The 16,903-nt window shown below is 65.5% G+C and carries 13 protein-coding genes, 2 tRNA genes and 2 pseudogenes; 2 read left to right on the forward strand and 15 right to left on the reverse strand.

Annotated elements, in window-relative coordinates; all coding sequences use genetic code 11:
- Window positions 1-24 precede the first annotated feature (24 nt).
- The 9 genes from OMP44_RS21755 to rnr form a co-directional block, all read right to left on the reverse strand.
- Window positions 25-1,041: a D-alanine--D-alanine ligase gene (locus tag OMP44_RS21755; RefSeq protein ID WP_280311205.1), complete on the reverse strand. Its 1,017-nt coding sequence runs from the start codon at window positions 1,039-1,041 to the stop codon at window positions 25-27.
- A complete protein-coding gene (dnaB, locus tag OMP44_RS21760; RefSeq protein WP_158896716.1) occupies window positions 1,041-2,435 on the reverse strand; it encodes a replicative DNA helicase in 1,395 nt (464 codons plus the stop codon). The genes OMP44_RS21755 and dnaB overlap by 1 nt, the downstream gene beginning before the upstream one ends.
- Before the next feature lie 150 nt (window positions 2,436-2,585).
- Window positions 2,586-3,032: a 50S ribosomal protein L9 gene (rplI, locus tag OMP44_RS21765; RefSeq protein WP_158896715.1), complete on the reverse strand. Its 447-nt coding sequence runs from the start codon at window positions 3,030-3,032 to the stop codon at window positions 2,586-2,588.
- Between the two features lie 20 nt (window positions 3,033-3,052).
- The gene (locus OMP44_RS21770) at window positions 3,053-3,943 is read right to left on the reverse strand and encodes a hypothetical protein (RefSeq protein WP_280311209.1); all 891 of its coding nucleotides are present in this window, start codon (window positions 3,941-3,943) and stop codon (window positions 3,053-3,055) included.
- A 35-nt stretch (window positions 3,944-3,978) separates the two neighbouring features.
- Entirely contained in the window at window positions 3,979-4,209 is a 231-nt protein-coding gene (gene rpsR / locus OMP44_RS21775; RefSeq protein ID WP_059316384.1) for a 30S ribosomal protein S18, read from the reverse strand.
- Window positions 4,210-4,235: 26 nt separating this feature from the next.
- Window positions 4,236-4,652, reverse strand: a complete 417-nt coding sequence (rpsF, locus tag OMP44_RS21780) for a 30S ribosomal protein S6 (RefSeq protein ID WP_007161146.1) — start codon at window positions 4,650-4,652, stop codon at window positions 4,236-4,238.
- Window positions 4,653-4,834: 182 nt separating this feature from the next.
- Window positions 4,835-5,209 (reverse strand): response regulator, encoded by a 375-nt coding sequence (locus OMP44_RS21785; RefSeq protein ID WP_007161147.1) that lies wholly within the window; start codon window positions 5,207-5,209, stop codon window positions 4,835-4,837.
- A gap of 130 nt (window positions 5,210-5,339) precedes the next feature.
- Entirely contained in the window at window positions 5,340-6,092 is a 753-nt protein-coding gene (gene rlmB, locus OMP44_RS21790) for a 23S rRNA (guanosine(2251)-2'-O)-methyltransferase RlmB (RefSeq protein ID WP_187981004.1), read from the reverse strand.
- Window positions 6,089-9,304 carry a ribonuclease R gene (gene rnr / locus OMP44_RS21795; RefSeq protein ID WP_348529689.1) on the reverse strand — a complete coding sequence of 1,072 codons (3,216 nt, stop codon included), beginning with the start codon at window positions 9,302-9,304 and terminating at the stop codon, window positions 6,089-6,091. Before rnr ends, rlmB begins: the two co-directional genes overlap by 4 nt.
- A gap of 210 nt (window positions 9,305-9,514) precedes the next feature.
- Here rnr and OMP44_RS21800 point away from each other — a divergent pair.
- Window positions 9,515-9,601 (forward strand) — tRNA-Leu (locus OMP44_RS21800).
- 112 nt (window positions 9,602-9,713) lie between these two features.
- Window positions 9,714-9,800: transfer RNA gene (locus OMP44_RS21805), tRNA-Leu, on the forward strand.
- 88 nt (window positions 9,801-9,888) lie between these two features.
- On the opposite strand, the pseudogene OMP44_RS25175 reads toward OMP44_RS21805, so the two are convergent.
- From OMP44_RS25175 to hflK, 6 genes and pseudogenes are all read right to left on the reverse strand, one after another.
- Window positions 9,889-10,404: pseudogene (locus OMP44_RS25175) on the reverse strand (methyl-accepting chemotaxis protein); the annotation flags it as partial.
- Between the two features lie 342 nt (window positions 10,405-10,746).
- Window positions 10,747-11,823: pseudogene (locus tag OMP44_RS25180) on the reverse strand (HAMP domain-containing protein); the annotation flags it as partial.
- 197 nt (window positions 11,824-12,020) lie between these two features.
- Entirely contained in the window at window positions 12,021-13,316 is a 1,296-nt protein-coding gene (locus OMP44_RS21815; protein WP_187981001.1) for an adenylosuccinate synthase, read from the reverse strand.
- A 78-nt stretch (window positions 13,317-13,394) separates the two neighbouring features.
- Window positions 13,395-14,582, reverse strand: a complete 1,188-nt coding sequence (locus tag OMP44_RS21820; protein ID WP_280311215.1) for an ATP phosphoribosyltransferase regulatory subunit — start codon at window positions 14,580-14,582, stop codon at window positions 13,395-13,397.
- 255 nt (window positions 14,583-14,837) lie between these two features.
- Entirely contained in the window at window positions 14,838-15,707 is an 870-nt protein-coding gene (hflC, locus tag OMP44_RS21825) for a protease modulator HflC (RefSeq protein ID WP_017642910.1), read from the reverse strand.
- Window positions 15,707-16,894 carry an FtsH protease activity modulator HflK gene (hflK, locus tag OMP44_RS21830; RefSeq protein ID WP_158891391.1) on the reverse strand — a complete coding sequence of 396 codons (1,188 nt, stop codon included), beginning with the start codon at window positions 16,892-16,894 and terminating at the stop codon, window positions 15,707-15,709. The genes hflC and hflK overlap by 1 nt, the downstream gene beginning before the upstream one ends.
- Window positions 16,895-16,903: the final 9 nt, after the last annotated feature.

A 16,903-nucleotide genomic window follows, 5' to 3' on the forward strand; every position in this document is an offset into this window, starting at 1 on the left:
TAGCGGCGCCGGCTGCGTGGGGGGTCAGTCCTGCAGGGCCAGCTGGCAGATCCGCTCGCAGAGTTCGTCGAAGTCGATGCCCATGGCCGCCGCCGATTGCGGCAGCAGGCTGGTGGCGGTCATCCCCGGCAGGGTGTTGACCTCCAGGCACCAGAGCCGCCCCTCGGCGTCCAGGCGGAAGTCGGCACGGCTGTAGCCGTCGAGCTTGAGCGCCCGATGCGCGGCCAGGGCCAGGTGGCGCGCTTCCTCGGCGATCTCGGGCGAGACCTCGGCCGGAAACACCTCCACCGCGCCCTTGGGCTGGTATTTGCTGGTGTAGTCGAACACCCCGCTCTGGCCGAGGACGATCTCGCCCACCGCCAGCGGCTGGTCGCCCAGCACGCCCACGGTCAGCTCGCGCCCGGCGACGAAGCGCTCGATCATCACCTCGCGGTCATAGCGCAGCGCCAGCTCGATGGCCGGTTGCAGGTCTTCGGCGCGGCTGACCTTGCTCAGGCCCACGGTGGAGCCCTGCTGGCTGGGTTTGACGATCACCGGAAAACCCAGGGTCGCGGCCACGGTCGCGGCATCCGCCGGTGCCATCAGCCAGTCGGCGGTGGGTACGCCAGCGGCGCGGAACAGCCGCTTGCTGAGGTCCTTGTCCATGGCCACGGCGCTGCCCACCCGGCCACTGCCGGTGTAGCGCAGTTCGGCCAGGTCGAGCAGGGTCTGCAGGGTGCCGTTCTCGCCGGTGCCGCCGTGCAGGGCGAGGAACAGCAGATCCTGGTCGCCCAGCTGGGCGCGGCTGAGCAGCGCGCCGGCGTCCTGGCCGCGCATCCGCACCAGGGCGGTCCGCTCCGGCGGCTCGAGGCCGACCCGGGCTTCCAGCAGCGCGCGCTCGGCATCCTCGTCGAGCAGGCCCAGGGCGGTATCCACGGTCACCACCTGGTGCCCGCGCCGGCGCAGGGCCGCCACCACCTGGGCACCGCTGGCGATGGACACGTCGCGTTCTTCGCTGGTGCCGCCGAGCAGGACCGCGATCTTCAGCTTGTCCTTGACCATCATTCGTCCTCGAAAACGTAGCTGCCGGGCGCGAGATTCTCGAACCGGGTGTATTTGCCGATGAAGGCCAGCCGCGTGGTGCCGATCGGACCATTCCGCTGCTTGCCGATGATGATTTCCGCCACGCCCTTGTACTCGGTCTCCGGGTGGTACACCTCGTCCCGGTAGACGAACATGATGACGTCGGCGTCCTGCTCGATGGCCCCCGATTCCCGCAGGTCGGAGTTCACCGGGCGTTTGTTCGGCCGCTGTTCCAGCGAGCGGTTGAGCTGGGAGAGCGCCACCACCGGGCAGTTGAATTCCTTGGCCAGGCCCTTGAGCGAGCGCGAGATCTCGGAGATCTCGGCGGTCCGGTTCTCGCCGCTGCTGCCGCCGATCTGCATCAGCTGCAGGTAGTCCACCATGATCAGCGCCAAATCGCCGTGCTCGCGCACCAGGCGCCGGGTGCGGGCGCGCATTTCCGAAGGACTGATGCCGGCGGTATCGTCGATGAACAGCTTGCGGTCGTTGAGCAGGTTGACCGCCGAGGTCAGCCGCGGCCAGTCGTCGTCGTCGAGCTTGCCGGAACGCACCTTGGTCTGGTCGATGCGACCGAGGGACGAGAGCATCCGCAGCACGATGGAGTCGGCGGGCATCTCCAGGGAAAACACCAGGACCGCCTTGTCGGTGCGCAGCACCGCGTTCTCCACCAGGTTCATGGCGAAGGTGGTCTTGCCCATGGACGGACGACCGGCAACGATGATCAGGTCCGCCGGCTGCAGGCCGCTGGTCTTTTCGTCCAGATCGGCAAAACCGGTGGAGACCCCGGTGATGGCTTCGCTGGAGTTGAACAGGGTGTCGATACGGTCGATGGCCTTGGTCAGGATGTCGTTGACCCCGACCGGACCACCGGATTTCGGGCGGGCCTCGGCGATCTCGAAGATCTTGCGCTCGGCTTCGTCGAGCAGCTCGTTGGCGCCGCGGCCTTCCGGATTGTAGGCACTGTCGGCGATGGCGGCGCTGATGCCGATCAACTGCCGCAGGGTGGCCCGCTCGCGCACGATCTGCGCATAGGCCTTGATGTTGGCCACCGAGGGGGTATTCCTGGCCAGCTCGGCCAGATAGGCCAGGCCGCCCACCTGGGGCAGTTGGCCTTCGTTGTCCAGCTGTTCGGACAGGGTCACCACGTCGAACGGCTGGTTGCGCTCGGCCAGACGGGCCACGGCGCGGAAGATGAGTCTGTGGTCGTGGCGATAGAAGTCGCCATCGGACACCTGATCGAGCACGCGCTCCCAGGCATTGTTGTCCAGCATCAGACCACCCAGCACGGCCTGTTCGGCCTCGATGGAGTGCGGCGGGACCTTGAGGGCAGCGGTCTGCAGATCGTACTGCTCGGGCAGGGAAATCTCGTTCATGCGCAGGTCTTGGGCCCCCATTGCGGGCGGCGAAATGATTTTTTGGACGGCAGAAAAGACAAAGGGCACGTCACTGCCTTGGCAATGACGTGCCCGATTGTCGACAGACCGGCGCCGGGGCGCAAGTCCGCCAGTCAGGCGACGGCGCGCTTATTCAGCGACGACGACGATCTTGACGGTAGCTTCGACGTCGGTGTGCAGGTGCACTTCGACATCGTATTCGCCAACGCTGCGCAGCGCGCCGTTGGGCAGGCGAACTTCGCTCTTGTCCAGCTCGACGCCAGCGGCGCTGACGGCTTCGGCGATGTCACGGGTGCCGATGGAACCGAACAGCTTGCCTTCGTCGCCGGAGTTGGCAGCGATGGTTACGGTCAGGTCAGCCAGCTTGGCGGCACGGGCGTCAGCCTCGGACTTCTTCTCGGCAGCCTGCTTCTCGAGCTCGGCGCGACGAGCTTCGAAAGCCTCGACGTTGGCAGCGGTGGCTGCGGTAGCCTTGCCCTGCGGCAGCAGGAAGTTACGGGCGTAGCCGCCCTTGACGTTCACTTTGTCGCCCAGGTTGCCCAGGTTGGCGATCTTTTCCAGCAGGATGACATCCATTGAGTCTTTCCTCTTAACTTTTAACCTTCACCGTCCGCGGGCCCCTGCGGCTCTTGCGCAGACCGCCCACGGAAATCGAACACGCTATCGATCACAGCCAGAATCACCAACAACGGATAGATCAGCTGCCCGAACAGCAGCAGCGTCACGTACAGCCCCACCAGCCAGAATCCTGCCAGGCGCTTGGCCGCCACCAGCCCGTGCAGCAGGGCGATGCCGGCAAAGGCCAGCGGCACGCTGCACAGCGGGGTCAGCAGGCCAAGCCCGCTGCCCAGGTTCGGCGCCAGCACCAGCAGGGCCAAGAGGCCGAGCGCGATGACCGGACGCAGACGCAGGACGCGAAACTCGCGACCGAACCCCTGGGGGTTGTACAGCGCCGCCTGCCAGTAGCGCCCGAGCATCAGGCACAGCAGGCAGGTGATCTGGAAGAACGCCGCCATCAGGCCGGTCAGCACGGGCAGCAGCAACTGCTGCAACTGCGCCTGCTTTTCCGGCGGCAACTGCGCCGCGCTCGGGCCCAACACCTGGGGCAGCAGCCGGCGGATTTCCTCCGCCAGTTGCGCGATGCCCTCGGCATAGACCTGCCCCAGCACCAGGGCGAAAACCAACCCCAGCGGGACACTGGCCAACAACACCCGTGTCCAGGACAGGCTCTGGCGCAAAATGGCCGCCAGCAGCGTCGAACCCAGCAACACCAGCACGATGCTGGCATCACCCAGATACAGCCAGAACAGCGCTGGCAGCAGGGCCCAGACCAGCACCCCGGCCGCCGCGGCAGGTCCCCGGCGCAACAGCACCAGGCTGCCACCGGCAGCGGTCATCCAGTACAGCAGCGGCACGACTGCACCCAGCACCACCACGAGGGTGGCTTGAGTACGGCCGCGCATGATGAACTCAGCCAGAGGCCGCATGCCGTGTTTATCCGTTATTCGTGATCAGGCGTCGATCAACGACCGTGGCTGTCGGTGTAGGGCAGCAGGGCCAGGTAACGGGCACGCTTGATGGCGGCGCCCAGCTGACGCTGGTACTTGGCCTTGGTGCCAGTGATACGGCTCGGGACGATCTTGCCGGTTTCGGAGACGTAGGCCTTCAGGGTGTTGAGATCCTTGTAGTCGATCTCTTTCACGCCTTCGGCGGTGAAACGGCAGAACTTACGACGACGGAAGAAACGTGCCATGACAATGATTCCTCGCTAGATCCAGATTACTCGGCGCTGTCGGCGTCGTCGGAGTTGCCTTCGGCAGACTCGGACTCGGACTCGGCAGGACGCTCGCGACGCTCGCGACGCTCGTTGCGGTTTTCTTCGGCCTTGAGCATCTCGGATTGACCGGTGACGGCCTCGTCACGGCGCAGGATCATGTTGCGGATCACGGCGTCGTTGTAGCGGAAGTTGTCTTCCAGCTCGGCCAGGGCCTTGGCGCTGCACTCGATGTTCATGAGTACATAGTGAGCCTTGTGAACGTTGTCGATGGCGTAAGCCAGCTGACGACGGCCCCAGTCTTCCAGGCGATGGACTTTGCCACCGTCTTCTTCGATAGCCTTGGTGTAGCGCTCGACCATGCCGCCCACCTGTTCGCTCTGGTCCGGATGAACCAGGAACACGACTTCGTAATGACGCATTTAATGCTCCTTACGGGTTGCAGCCTGCCGCGGAAACGCGGTCAGACAAGGAGTGAATAGTTCGGATGACTTGCCCTGCGGAATGCGGACGCACTCCGGGCAAGGGGCAACATTCTAGAGAAGGGCGCCGGAAGGCGCAACCGCAGGCATGTCCGATGCGACCGCCGGACAACCTCAGGCACTCAGCGTTGCACGTCGGCCAGGGCCTGGCGGATCTTGTTCAGGTCATAGGGCTTGATCAGCACCCCGACCCGCGCCTCCATGCCCGGCTCGCGCTCGAAGGCATAACCCGAGGCGACGACGATGCGCAGCGTCGGATCCATCGCCAGGGCGCGCCGGGTCAGTTCGATGCCGGACATGCCGCCCAGCCCGATATCGGTGAACAGCACATCGTGTTCGCGCTGCGGCAGCAACTCCAGGGCAGCCTCTGCCGAGGCGACCGCCGTGACCTGATGGTCCAGCTCCTCGATGACTTCGGTGGTCAGCATGCGCAGCGTGGCATCGTCTTCGACGAGCAGCACTCGCAAGCCTACCGGCTCTTGGATCTCCTGACTCACGCGGGCATCCTCTTGTTGACAGGCCTCGCCCCGGGCTTTTCCGGGGCGAGGCCGGTATTCTGCGCACTGCGGCGCGATTCGTATAGTGCGATACGTGCTGCGTCGGTACCCAGACGTTTCCTGGCGTGAACTACCGGGGCGCAGAGGCGCGTCTTTGACGCACGGCCTCGAACAGGCAGACCCCGGTCGCCACCGAGACATTGAGACTGCTGACGCTGCCAGCCATGGGCAGCCGAGCCAGATGATCGCAATGCTCGCGGGTCAGACGGCGCATGCCCTTGCCCTCGGCACCCATGACCACCACGGTCGGCCCACTCATGTCGACGTCGTAGATCTCCTGGGTCGCCTCACCGGCGGTCCCGACGATCCACAGGCCACGCTTCTGCAGCTTTTCCAGGGTGCGCGCCAGGTTGGTGACAGCCACCAGCGGCAACACTTCGGCAGCACCACAGGCCACCTTGCGTACCACCGCGGTCAGGGTAGCCGACTTGTCCTTGGGCACGATGACCGCCAGGGCCCCGGCGGCATCGGCGCTGCGCAGGCAGGCACCGAGGTTGTGCGGATCGGTCACACCATCGAGCACCAGCAGCAGCGGCGGCCCTTCGGCCCGGTCGAGCAACTCCTCGAGCATGGCTTCGCCCCAGACCTGGCTCGGACTGACCTGGGCCACCACGCCCTGGTGCACACCCTCGGCCAGCTCATCGAGCAAGGCCCGCGGCTTGTTTTCCACCGCCAGACGCTGACCGGCGGCCAGCTCCAGCAGGGCCTCGACCCGCGGCTCACGCCGCCCTTCGGCGATCCACAGCTGCTTCACCCGCCGCGGATGGAAGCGCAACAGCGCTTCCACGGCGTGGATACCGTAGACGGTTTCCAGCTGGCTCATGCGTCATCCTTGGGGCGCGACTGACCCTTGCGATGAGGCTTCTTCGCCTTGGTCTTCGTCTTGCCTTTGGCTGCAGCCTTGGTCTGGCCTTCGGCCTTGGACTTGCCTGCCGATTTCTTCTTGGCACTTGCAGCCTTGGCCTTCTTGACCTTGGCATCCACCGCCGCAGCCCCTTCGGCAGCCGCCCCTTTATCCTGACGTGCTGGTGCAGTACGGCTCTTGGCCGTATCGCTGGCCTTGCCCTTGTCGCTATTACCTTTGGCCTTGGCCTTGGCCTTGCCTTGGGTTTTGGGCTTGCCGCCCTCGACCTTGGCTTCGGCCAGCAGCGCCTGCTTCACCGCACGACTACGTCTGACGTCGGTATTACCAAGCAACGGGTCGTCCTGCTTCGGCGCTTCTGGCGAAGTCGCCTCAACCGAGGCTGGCATAGACGCCCCGGCGTCCTGCTTTCGCCCCGCAGCGGCCGCGCGCCGACGGGCGCTGCGCGAGCGCCGCGGTTCGGACTCCGACTCTGGCGAAACGCTTGCAGGTGTTGCCTCGACCGCCGCGGCGACACCCTGCTCCTGCGCCGGCGCACCACGACGACGACCGTTACGCGAAGAATTGGGTTGCTGCTCAGACTTCGCCGAAACGGGCTCGACCGCAGCCTCGGCAACCGGGACGACGCTCGATTCCTGCGCTGGCGCACCACGACGACGGCCGTTACGCGAAGGGTCGGGCTGCTGCTCAGGCTTCGCCGAAACGGTCTCGACTGTAGCCTCGGCAACCGGGACGACGCTCGATTCCTGCGCCGGCGCACCGCGACGACGGCCGTTACGCGAGCGGCGAGACCCTCGCTCTGGCGCGGGGGAGACAGGCTCGCCCGAGGCTTCGACAGCCGGAGCAGCGCTTGGCTCCTGTGCTGGCGCTGGCGCACCGCGGCGACGGCTGTCGCGCTTGTTGCGCGGCTCGCGCTCTTCACGCACCCGTGGCGCCCCGGCACTGGCCGGTAGCACGAAGTCGATCTTGCGCTCGTCCAGATCGACCCGGGCCACCACCACCTCGAGGGGGTCGCCCAGGCGATAGCTGCGACCGCTGCGCTCACCGGAGAGGCGATGGTGGACGCTGTCGAAGTGGTAGTAGTCGTCGGGCAGCGCGGTGACATGCACCAGACCCTCGACGAACACCTCGGACAATTCGACGAACAGGCCGAAGCCGGTCACTGCGGTGATGACGCCGGCGAAGGTTTCGCCGACGCGATCCTTCATGAACTCGCACTTGAGCCAGTTGGAGACGTCCCGCGTGGCTTCATCGGCGCGGCGCTCGGTCATGGAGCATTGCTCGCCGAGCTGATCCAGGCGCAATTCGTCATAGGGATAGATGCGCGCCTTGGCCATGCTCGTCGCGCCTGCGCGCTTGACGTGCTTGGTCTCCAGCTTGGAGCGGATGACGCTGCGGATCGCCCGATGCACCAGCAGATCCGGATAGCGCCGGATCGGCGAGGTGAAATGGGTATAGGCCTCGTAGTTGAGACCGAAGTGACCGTTGTTGTCCGGGCTGTAGACCGCCTGGCTCAGCGACCTGAGCATCACCGTCTGGATCAGCCGGAAGTCCGGCCGCTCGCGGATCTGCTGCAGCAGCGCCTGGTAGTCCGACGGCACAGGATTGGCCTTGCCCTTGGTCAGCGACAGCCCCATCTCACCGAGGAACTGCCGCAGATTGGTCTGCTTTTCCAGGGGTGGCGCATCGTGTACCCGGTACAGGGCCGGCACCTTGTGCTTCTCGAGGAACTTGGCGGTGGCCACGTTGGCGCACAGCATGCATTCCTCGATCAGCTTGTGGGCATCGTTGCGCTGAGTCGGGCGGATCTCGGAGATCTTGCGATCGGCGCCAAAGACGATGCGGGTGTCCTGGGTGTCGAAATCGATGGCCCCGCGGACATGCCGGGCAGCCAGCAGCACCCTGTACAGGCTGTAGAGCTGCTCCAGGTGCGGCACCACCTCGCCGAGCTGCTTGCGCAACTGCTTGCCTTCGGCCGACTTGGGCTGCTCCAGCACCGTGGAGACCTTGTTGTAGGTCAGGCGCGCGTGGGAATGGATGACCGCTTCGTAGAACTGGTAGCCGGTCATGCGCCCGGAGGCGGCGATGGTCATCTCGCAGACCATGGCCAGGCGATCCACCTGAGGATTGAGCGAGCAGAGCCCGTTGGACAGGGCCTCAGGCAGCATGGGGATCACGCGCTCGGGGAAATACACCGAGTTGCCGCGCTTTTCCGCCTCGGCGTCCAGCGCCGAACCGACCTTGACGTAGTGGGAGACGTCGGCGATGGCGACGTAGAGCCGCCAGCCACCGGACTTCTTGGCTTCAGCATAGACGGCATCGTCGAAGTCACGAGCGTCTTCGCCATCGATGGTCACGAAGGGCAACTGGCGCAGGTCGATGCGCTTCTGCTTGTCCTTCTCTTCCACCTCGGGCTTGAGCTTGGCGGCTTCCTTCTCGACGGCCTTGGGCCATTCATTGGGGATGTCGTAGCTGCGCAGCGCCACCTCGATCTCCATGCCCGGCGCCATGTAGTCGCCGAGAATCTCGACCACTTCGCCCTGGGCCTGGCGAAAGGTGGTGGGCCACTCGTCGATGCGCACCTGCACGAACTGGCCGTGGGCGGCGCCGCCGTGCTTGCCTTCGGGCACCAGCACCTGCTGGCCGATCTTGGGATTGTCCGGCACCACGTAGGCCAGGCCGCTCTCCTGGAAGAAACGACCGACCAGGGATTCATGTGCCCGGGTGACCACCTCGACCAGGCCGCCTTCGCGACGACCGCGCCGATCGTGGCCGGCGACCCGCGCCAGGGCGATGTCACCGTCGAACACCAGGCGCATCTGCGCCGGGCTGAGGAAAAGGTCGTCGCTGCCGTCGTCGGGGATCAGGAAGCCGAAGCCATCGCGATGGCCGGCGATGCGTCCGCGCACCAGATCCAGCTTGTCGATGGGCGCATAGGCGCCGCGGCGGGTATAGATCACCTGACCATCGCGCTCCATGGCGCGCATGCGTCGCCGCAGGGCTTCGAGCTGGTCCTCGGTGACGAGACCGAATTCCTCGGCCAACTGGGGCCGTGTGGCCGGGGCGCCGCGATCGGCGAGATGAGCCAGAATGAGTTCGCGACTCGGAATGGGGTTATCGTACTTTTCCGCTTCCCGGGCGGCCTCGGGATCGAGGGATTGCCAATCGGCCATCAGTCTGGGGTTACCTTCTAAGTCTGGGTTCGGTAGGAACTGCCATAACGCCTATTGAAACGTGAAAACCACGCAATAGTTAGCCTGGCATGCTCAATAAAAATATTTTTCACAGCAGGGGTTTACAAGCAAACGCCCCCTAAGTAAAGTGCCGCCCCACGACGCCGTGAGCAATCGCGACGTCGGAGATGAGCAATCATCGCCTTGAGTGCCCAGGTGGCGGAATTGGTAGACGCACTAGGTTCAGGTCCTAGCGGTGGCAACACCGTGGAAGTTCGAGTCTTCTCCTGGGCACCACTCATTATAGTCGATCGATTTGCAGATCGGTCGACGAAAAGCCGGCGCTAGCCGGTTTTTTAATCCTGAAACCCGCAAGGGTGACGGGAAGCGATCAGAAGTCGCGCTGCAGGCCCAGGTGGCGGAATTGGTAGACGCACTAGGTTCAGGTCCTAGCGGTGGCAACACCGTGGAAGTTCGAGTCTTCTCCTGGGCACCAATACCAAGCGAACGATCCCAGATCGGACGCAACAGAAAAACCGGCTTCGGCCGGTTTTTTCTTGCCCGCGAAAAGGCGCGGGTCTCTCCTACGCCTTGAACTGTCCCAGACTGCCGCGCAGCTGAGCGGCCAGTTCCGCCAGGGTGCGACTGCTGTCCGCAGTGGCCGCCACCGACTCGGCTGCACGCAGCGCCTCACCATGGATGACCTCGACTCGCTGGCGCACCGCCGCGGCACCCGCCGCCTGGCGCTGGGCGGCCTGGGCAGCCGTGCTCATGCTGGCATGCACCTGATCCACTGCGCGGTGGACATCCTGCTGGATGCGCTTGCTGTCGCGCAGCACGGCCAACCCGCTGCTGGCCTGCTGCCGCGCCTCGCCTATGGCGGCGACCGCCTCGCGCGCCCCTTCCTGCAGTCCGGCGATATGCGTCCGGATGCTGCCGGTGGATTCCTGGGTCTTGCTGGCCAGCGCCCGCACCTCGTCGGCGACCACCGCGAAGCCACGCCCGCTCTCGCCGGCCCTGGCCGCCTCGATGGCCGCATTGAGCGCCAGCAGATTGGTCTGCTCGGCGATCCCGCGGATCACGTCCAGCACCACCTCGATCTGCTCGCTTTGCGCGGCCAGCCGCTCGATCACCTGGGCACCCGACTCGACCTGGGTCACCAGCCCCTCGATACCCTCGGCCACCTCGGTGGCGATCCGGGCATTGCTCTGGGCAGAGCTGCGGATGGCTTCCACCTGCTGCAACGCGCCCTGCATGGCCAGACTTTCGCCCTCGGCCTCCGCGGCGATGCCGGACAAGGCCTCCAGGCTGCGGGCCACCTCTTCGCGCTGACGCAGCGCTGCCGCTTCGGCGGTGGCGCTGCTGCCGGCCAAGCCGCGGATTTCTTCGCCGGTGCGTGCGGCCACGCCATGGGCCTCGCCCACCAGCGGCTGCAGCTTGGCCAGGAAGCGATCGACCGCCCCACCCAACGCCTGGATCTCATCGCCCTGCCCCAGCTGCAGGCGGCGGGTCAGATCCCCCTCCCCGGCCGCCAGATCGTCCAGCGCCCGCTGCAGCACGCCGATCCGGCGCAGCACCCGTCGACCCAGCACCAGCGCCACGGCCACGACCATCACCACGCCAACAGCGATCAGCCCCAGGGCGATCTGCCAGCGCAGCGCCCCTGCCAGGGTGACAACCGTCTCACCGGCATTGCGACTCATGGCCAGGGCGGCCTGGCGGGTGCCTTCCAAACGCGTCGCCAGGGTCGCGGCACTGCCCTTGGCGGCTGCCGTCACGCTACTGGAGACCAGACCACCGGCGTCGTCGACCAAGGTCTTGAAACTCTGGTCCAGGGCCGCACCAGTACGCTCGATGACCTGAGTGGAAAAGCCCACCACCACCTTGCCGATTTCCACGCCGTTGGGACTGATGGAGGCATCCACGCGATAGACCGAGGGATCCCGGGTCGCCGCATCCAGCACCTTGGCCAGGGCACCCTCGCCCTGCCCCATGGCGAGCAGGCGCGCCACGCGCTCATCCTGACGATTGAGATAACGGGTCAGATTCTGGCCCTGGGCATCCTGGAAGACGACGAACAGCACCTCGGGATTGCCCTGCGCCCGGCGCGCCAGATCGGACAGCGCCGGTACATCGGCATCCCACATCGCCTTGGGCGCCACACCCGCCAGCAACTCGGCCAGATTCTGCGCATTGCTCTTGAGGGTAGCGGTCAGGGTTTCACCCACCTGCTGCCGCTCGCGCGCCAGGCGTTGCGCAAGCCCCTCGGCCAGTCGCGTGCGGGTCTGCCCGGCCAGCTCGGCAAGACTGCCATCCACCTCGCCACCGGCCTGGCGCAGGGTATGGGCGAGCTGCTCGGATTCACCGGACAGGCGTGCGGCCAGACCGGACTGCAGGCCCTTCACCGCATCCTGGGTCAGCCAGAGCGCCAGACCCACCTGGAGAACGACGGCGAGCAACAGGCTGATGAATACCGGCAGCAACAGGCGGCTGCGCAGCAGCGACAAGAGAAACGACATGGGGGTCTCCAGCGGCGAGGGACATTTACAGGCTGTCGGCCAACTCGAGAAGAGCTGGAGCCTCAGCGATAAATAGTCATAGCAATATGCTGGCCATTTCGGACCAGCGGCCGTCCGCGACCTACCAGCGTCTCTCGCACCCCGAAAACAGAAAAGCCCCGCGGGGCGGGGCTTTCAGGCTGCATCCTTTTAGCGCATCAGGCGAAAGGATGGCGCAGCACGATGGTTTCCTTGCGATCCGGACCGGTCGAGACGATGTCGATCGGCGCCTCGACCAGCTCGGCGATACGGCGGATGTAGGCCTGGGCATTGGCCGGCAGCGCCTCGAGGCTCTGGGCACCCACGGTGGATTCGCTCCAGCCGGGCATGTCCTCGTACACCGGCTGCAGACCGGTGTAGCTGTCGGCGTCGGTGGGCGCCTCGGTCAGCAGGTTGCCGGCGGCATCCTTGTAACCGGTGCAGATGCGCACGGTTTCCAGACCGTCGAGCACGTCCAGCTTGGTCAGGCACAGGCCGGAGATGCTGTTGATCTCGATGGAGCGACGCAGGATGACGGCGTCGAACCAACCGCAACGGCGCGGACGACCGGTTACGGAGCCGAATTCATGTCCCTGCTTGGCCAGGTAGGCACCGGTCTCGTCGAACAGCTCGGTCGGGAAGGGACCGGAGCCGACGCGGGTGGTGTAGGCCTTGGTGATGCCGAGGATGTAGTCCAGGTACAGCGGACCCACGCCGGAACCGGTCGCCACGCCACCGGCGGTGGTGTTGGAACTGGTGACGAAGGGATAGGTGCCGTGGTCGATGTCCAGCAGGGTGCCCTGGGCACCTTCGAACATCAGGTTCTCACCGGCCTTGCGCAGCTCGTGCAGACGGCTGACGACGTCCATGACCAGCGGCTGCATGACCTTGGCGTGCTCCATCGCCTCGTCGTAGGTCTTCTGGAAGTCCACCGGCGGCTCGTTGAAGTAGTTCTGCAGGACGAAATTGTGGTAGTCCAGCACTTCCTTGAGCTTGACCGCGAAACGCTCCGGGTGGAACAGATCGCCGACACGCAGACCGCGACGGGCGATCTTGTCTTCGTAGGCCGGGCCGATGCCGCGACCGGTGGTACCGATCTTGGCTTCGCCACGGGCCTTCTCACGCGCCTGATCCAGGGCCACGTGATAGGGCAGGATCAGCGAGCAGGCCGAGCTGATGCGCAGACGCTCGCGCACCGGCACGCCGCGCGCTTCCAGCTCGCCGACTTCCTTGAACAGGGCTTCCGGCGACAGCACCACGCCATTGCCGATCAGGCACTGGGTGTCGGCGCGCAGGATGCCCGAGGGAATCAGCCGCAGGATGGTCTTCTGGCCATCGATGACCAGCGTGTGGCCGGCATTGTGACCGCCCTGATAACGCACCACCGCAGCGGCCTGGTCGGTCAGCAGATCCACGATCTTGCCCTTGCCCTCATCACCCCACTGGGTGCCCAGGACGACGACGTTCTTACCCATAACCTTATCCCCTGTCAGGAAGATTTCTGTCGGCCAGGCCGACGATGCTCACGTTCACCCGGATGCCAGATCCGGTGCTTAGGAATTCAAGGGCACCACGACCCAGGCGCCCTGCTGCTCGACCAGGCGGCGATCGCAACCCGAGCTGTGCAGCTGGTCCGCGTCGTCATGACCGGTGGCCTGGACCACCCGCTCGCCCGCGGCGCGCAATTCGCGCACCGCCTGCCAGAGCACCGGCGCATTGCCAGCCGGCGCCCAGATGCCGCGACGTGGTTCGTCGAGCACGGCGGTGCCCAGCTCGACGAGGGTTTTCAGATCGGTGGAAAAACCGGTGGCGGGACGCGAACGCCCGAAGTCGGCACCGATGTTGTCATAGCGACCACCCTGGGCGATGGACTGCCCGGTGCCCGGCACGAAGGCGGCGAAGACAACCCCGGTGTGGTAGTGATAACCGCGCAGCTCGCCCAGATCGAAATACAGCGGCACGCCCGGGAAACGACCTCTGAGCGATTCGGCCAGAGCGATCAGCTCGTCCAGCGACTGCAGGACGCCTGCGGGCGCACCCGCCAGCCGCTGCCGGGCCTGGTCGAGCACTGCGGCATCGCCGCTGAGCTCGACCAGGGCACGCAGCCAGCCGCGCTCGGCGGCGGGCAACTCGGCGGTCAGCTCGCCGATCTCGTCCACCGCCTTGCGCTGCAGGGCATCGAACAGCTGCTGCTCGCTGGCGCCGGAGATGCCGGCCGCCTGGCACAGCCCGCGATAGATTCCCACGTGCCCCAGATCCATGTGGATATCGGGCACCTGGGCCTGCTCGAGCACATCGAGCATCAGGCTGATGACTTCCAGATCCCCTTCGCTGCCGGGCACGCCATAGAGCTCGGCGCCGACCTGGATCGGGCTGCGCGAGGTGGACAGGGCACGGGGACGGGTATGCAGCACGCTGCCGGCATAGCACAGTCGGCTCGGGCCGCTCTGCTTGAGGCTATGGGCTTCCATGCGCGCCACCTGGGGCGTGATGTCGGAGCGGAAGCCCATGAGGCGACCGGAACTGGGATCGGTCACCTTGAAGGTGCGCAGCTCCAGCTCCTTGGCCGCGCCGGTGAGCAGCGATTCCAGGAATTCCAGGTGCGGGGTGATGACGAACTCGTAGCCCCAGCAATGGAACAGTTCCAGCACCCGGCGCCGAGCGCCTTCGATGCGCGCCGCGTCGGGCGGCAGGATTTCCTCGATACCGTCAGGCAGCAGCCAGCGGTCTACCGTAGCCATTAGGCCTCTTCTCCATGTCATGGATCGGCACGCGGCTGCCGAGGTCGGCGCAGTGGATTCCTGGAGAATCCTGCCGCCGGATCAAGCCGCTCTGCCGTGGATTGCTACCCGGATCAGCCAGGGCGTCGCCCTTCCACGGGTTTCGTACGGACGCAAAAAAGCCGGGGATGGCCCCGGCTGATTCATGATAACACGAAAAAATCGGCGATCGGGGATGAACGACGAGCGAAGCCTAGCCGCCGTTCATCCCGGACCTCACTGCCCCGGACTCTGGAAATACTTGAAGAAATCGCTCTTCGGATCCAGCACCAGGACATCGCTCTTGCTGGAGAAGCTGGAGCGATAGGCCTGCAGGCTGCGATAGAAGGAGAAGAACGACGGATTCTTCGAGTAGGCCTGGGAATACACCTGGGCCGCCTGGGCATCACCCTCACCGCGAGCCTGTTCGGCCTGGCGATAGGCTTCGGCCAGCAGCACGCGGCGCTGACGATCGGCGTCGGCACGGATGCCTTCGGCCAGTTCGCGACCCTTGGCACGGTGCTCACGGGCTTCCCGTTCGCGCTCGGTACTCATCCGCTCATAGACGCTGCGACTGACTTCCTTGGGCAGGTCGATGGCCTTGACGCGCACGTCCAGCACCTCGATACCCAGCTCCTGGTTGGCCATCTTGTTCAGCGCCGCGGTCAGCGAACCGACCATGGCATCCCGCTCACCGGAGACCACCTCGTGCAGGGTGCGACGACCGAACTGGTCACGCAGTCCCGCTTCCAGGCGGCGCAGCAGGCGTTCGTCGGCGATCTGCTTGAGGCCCGAAGTCGCGGTGTAGTAGCGATCGGCATTGAAGATGCGCCACTTGGCGTAGGCATCGACCATCACCGCTTTCTTTTCCAGCGTCAGGAAACGCTGCGTCGGGGTATCCAGCGTCTGCAGGCGGGCATCGAACTTGCGTACCCGGTTGACGTACGGGATCTTGAAGTGCAGACCGGGCTCCAGGTTGGGCTCGACCACACGACCGAAGCGCAGCATCACCGCGCGCTCGGTCTCCTTCACCACGAACAGACTGCTCCAGGCCGCAAGGCCCAGAACGACCACGACGATCAGCGCGGCCAGCGATTTGTTGCTCATCAGCGGCTCTCCCTCGTACGCGCTTCGGTGGACTGCGGCAGATTGCGAATGACCGAGGCCGCCGTGTCGCTCGATGCCGCCGGGGCAGCACCGCTGCTGATGGCCGAGGTCGGTGCCGGGGCACGGTTCTGCATCAGCTTGTCGAGCGGCAGATAGAGCAGATTCTGGCCGGCCTGACCGGTGACCATGATCTTGCTCGACTGGCCAAGCACTTCCTGCATCGTCTCGATGTACAGACGCTCGCGGGTCAGCTGCGGATTGGCCGCGTACTGGACCGCCAGCTGGCTGAAGCGCGAGGCATCACCCTGGGCACGAGCCACGACTTCGTCGCGATAGCCGTTGGCTTCCTCGATGATGCGCTGGGCAGCACCGCGAGCCTCGGGGATCACGCCATTGGCATAGGCTTCGGCCTGGTTCTTCTCGCGCTGCTCATCCTCGCGAGCACGGATCACGTCGTCGAAGGCTTCCTGAACTTCACGCGGCGCCGCCGCGCTCTGGATGTTCACCTGGGTCACCGTGATGCCGGTGCCATAGGTGTCGAGGAAGCGCTGCAGACGCTCGCGCACATTGGTGGCGACCTGCTCGCGGCCGTCGGTCAGCAACTGATCCATGGTCGAGGAGCCGGCCACGTGGCGCACGGCGCTGTCGGTCGCCTGCTGCAGGCTGACCTCGGGCTGGTCGACGTTGAGGACGAAGTCCTTGAGGTTGGTGATGCGGTACTGGACGGTCAGCGGCACCTCGACGATGTTCTCGTCCTGGGTCAGCATGGCGCCCTGCTTGCTGTAGGCCCGCTCACGGGTCACGTTTTCCTGGTACTTGGTCTCGAAGGGCGGGAAGTAGATGTTCAGGCCGGGCCCTACCGTCTCATGGTATTTGCCCAGGCGCAGCACCACCGCCTGCTCCTGCTCGTCCACGACGTAGACGGCGTTGTACAGCCAGAGCGCGCCGACCAGCAGTACGCCCAGGAGCAGCAAACCCTTGCCACCACCCGAGCCGAAACTGTCGCCGCCACTGCCGCCGGACCGCTTCTTGCCGCCGACCAGGCGGTTGATGCGGTCCTGAAACTTACGCAAGGCTTCGTCGAGATCCGGCGGCCCCTTGCGTCCACCATTGCCGCCACCGTTGTTGTTGCGGCCGCCCCAGGGGTCTTGATTGTTCGAGTTGCCACCGGGCTCGTTCCAAGCCATAGCGCTCTC

This window comes from Pseudomonas flavocrustae (assembly GCF_029872515.1).
Taxonomy (GTDB): domain Bacteria; phylum Pseudomonadota; class Gammaproteobacteria; order Pseudomonadales; family Pseudomonadaceae; genus Chryseomonas; species Chryseomonas aestiva.

Bases quoted from the DNA above. Each gene is read 5' to 3' on its own strand.
- OMP44_RS21755 (WP_280311205.1), bottom strand. From the start codon at position 1,041: ATGGTCAAGGACAAGCTGAAGATCGCGGTCCTGCTCGGCGGCACCAGC.
- dnaB (WP_158896716.1), bottom strand. From the start codon at position 2,435: ATGAACGAGATTTCCCTGCCCGAGCAGTACGATCTGCAGACCGCTGCC.
- rplI (WP_158896715.1), bottom strand. From the start codon at position 3,032: ATGGATGTCATCCTGCTGGAAAAGATCGCCAACCTGGGCAACCTGGGC.
- OMP44_RS21770 (WP_280311209.1), bottom strand. From the start codon at position 3,943: ATGCGGCCTCTGGCTGAGTTCATCATGCGCGGCCGTACTCAAGCCACC.
- rpsR (WP_059316384.1), bottom strand. From the start codon at position 4,209: ATGGCACGTTTCTTCCGTCGTCGTAAGTTCTGCCGTTTCACCGCCGAA.
- rpsF (WP_007161146.1), bottom strand. From the start codon at position 4,652: ATGCGTCATTACGAAGTCGTGTTCCTGGTTCATCCGGACCAGAGCGAA.
- rlmB (WP_187981004.1), bottom strand. From the start codon at position 6,092: ATGAGCCAGCTGGAAACCGTCTACGGTATCCACGCCGTGGAAGCGCTG.
- rnr (WP_348529689.1), bottom strand. From the start codon at position 9,304: ATGGCCGATTGGCAATCCCTCGATCCCGAGGCCGCCCGGGAAGCGGAA.
- OMP44_RS21815 (WP_187981001.1), bottom strand. From the start codon at position 13,316: ATGGGTAAGAACGTCGTCGTCCTGGGCACCCAGTGGGGTGATGAGGGC.
- OMP44_RS21820 (WP_280311215.1), bottom strand. From the start codon at position 14,582: ATGGCTACGGTAGACCGCTGGCTGCTGCCTGACGGTATCGAGGAAATC.
- hflC (WP_017642910.1), bottom strand. From the start codon at position 15,707: ATGAGCAACAAATCGCTGGCCGCGCTGATCGTCGTGGTCGTTCTGGGC.
- hflK (WP_158891391.1), bottom strand. From the start codon at position 16,894: ATGGCTTGGAACGAGCCCGGTGGCAACTCGAACAATCAAGACCCCTGG.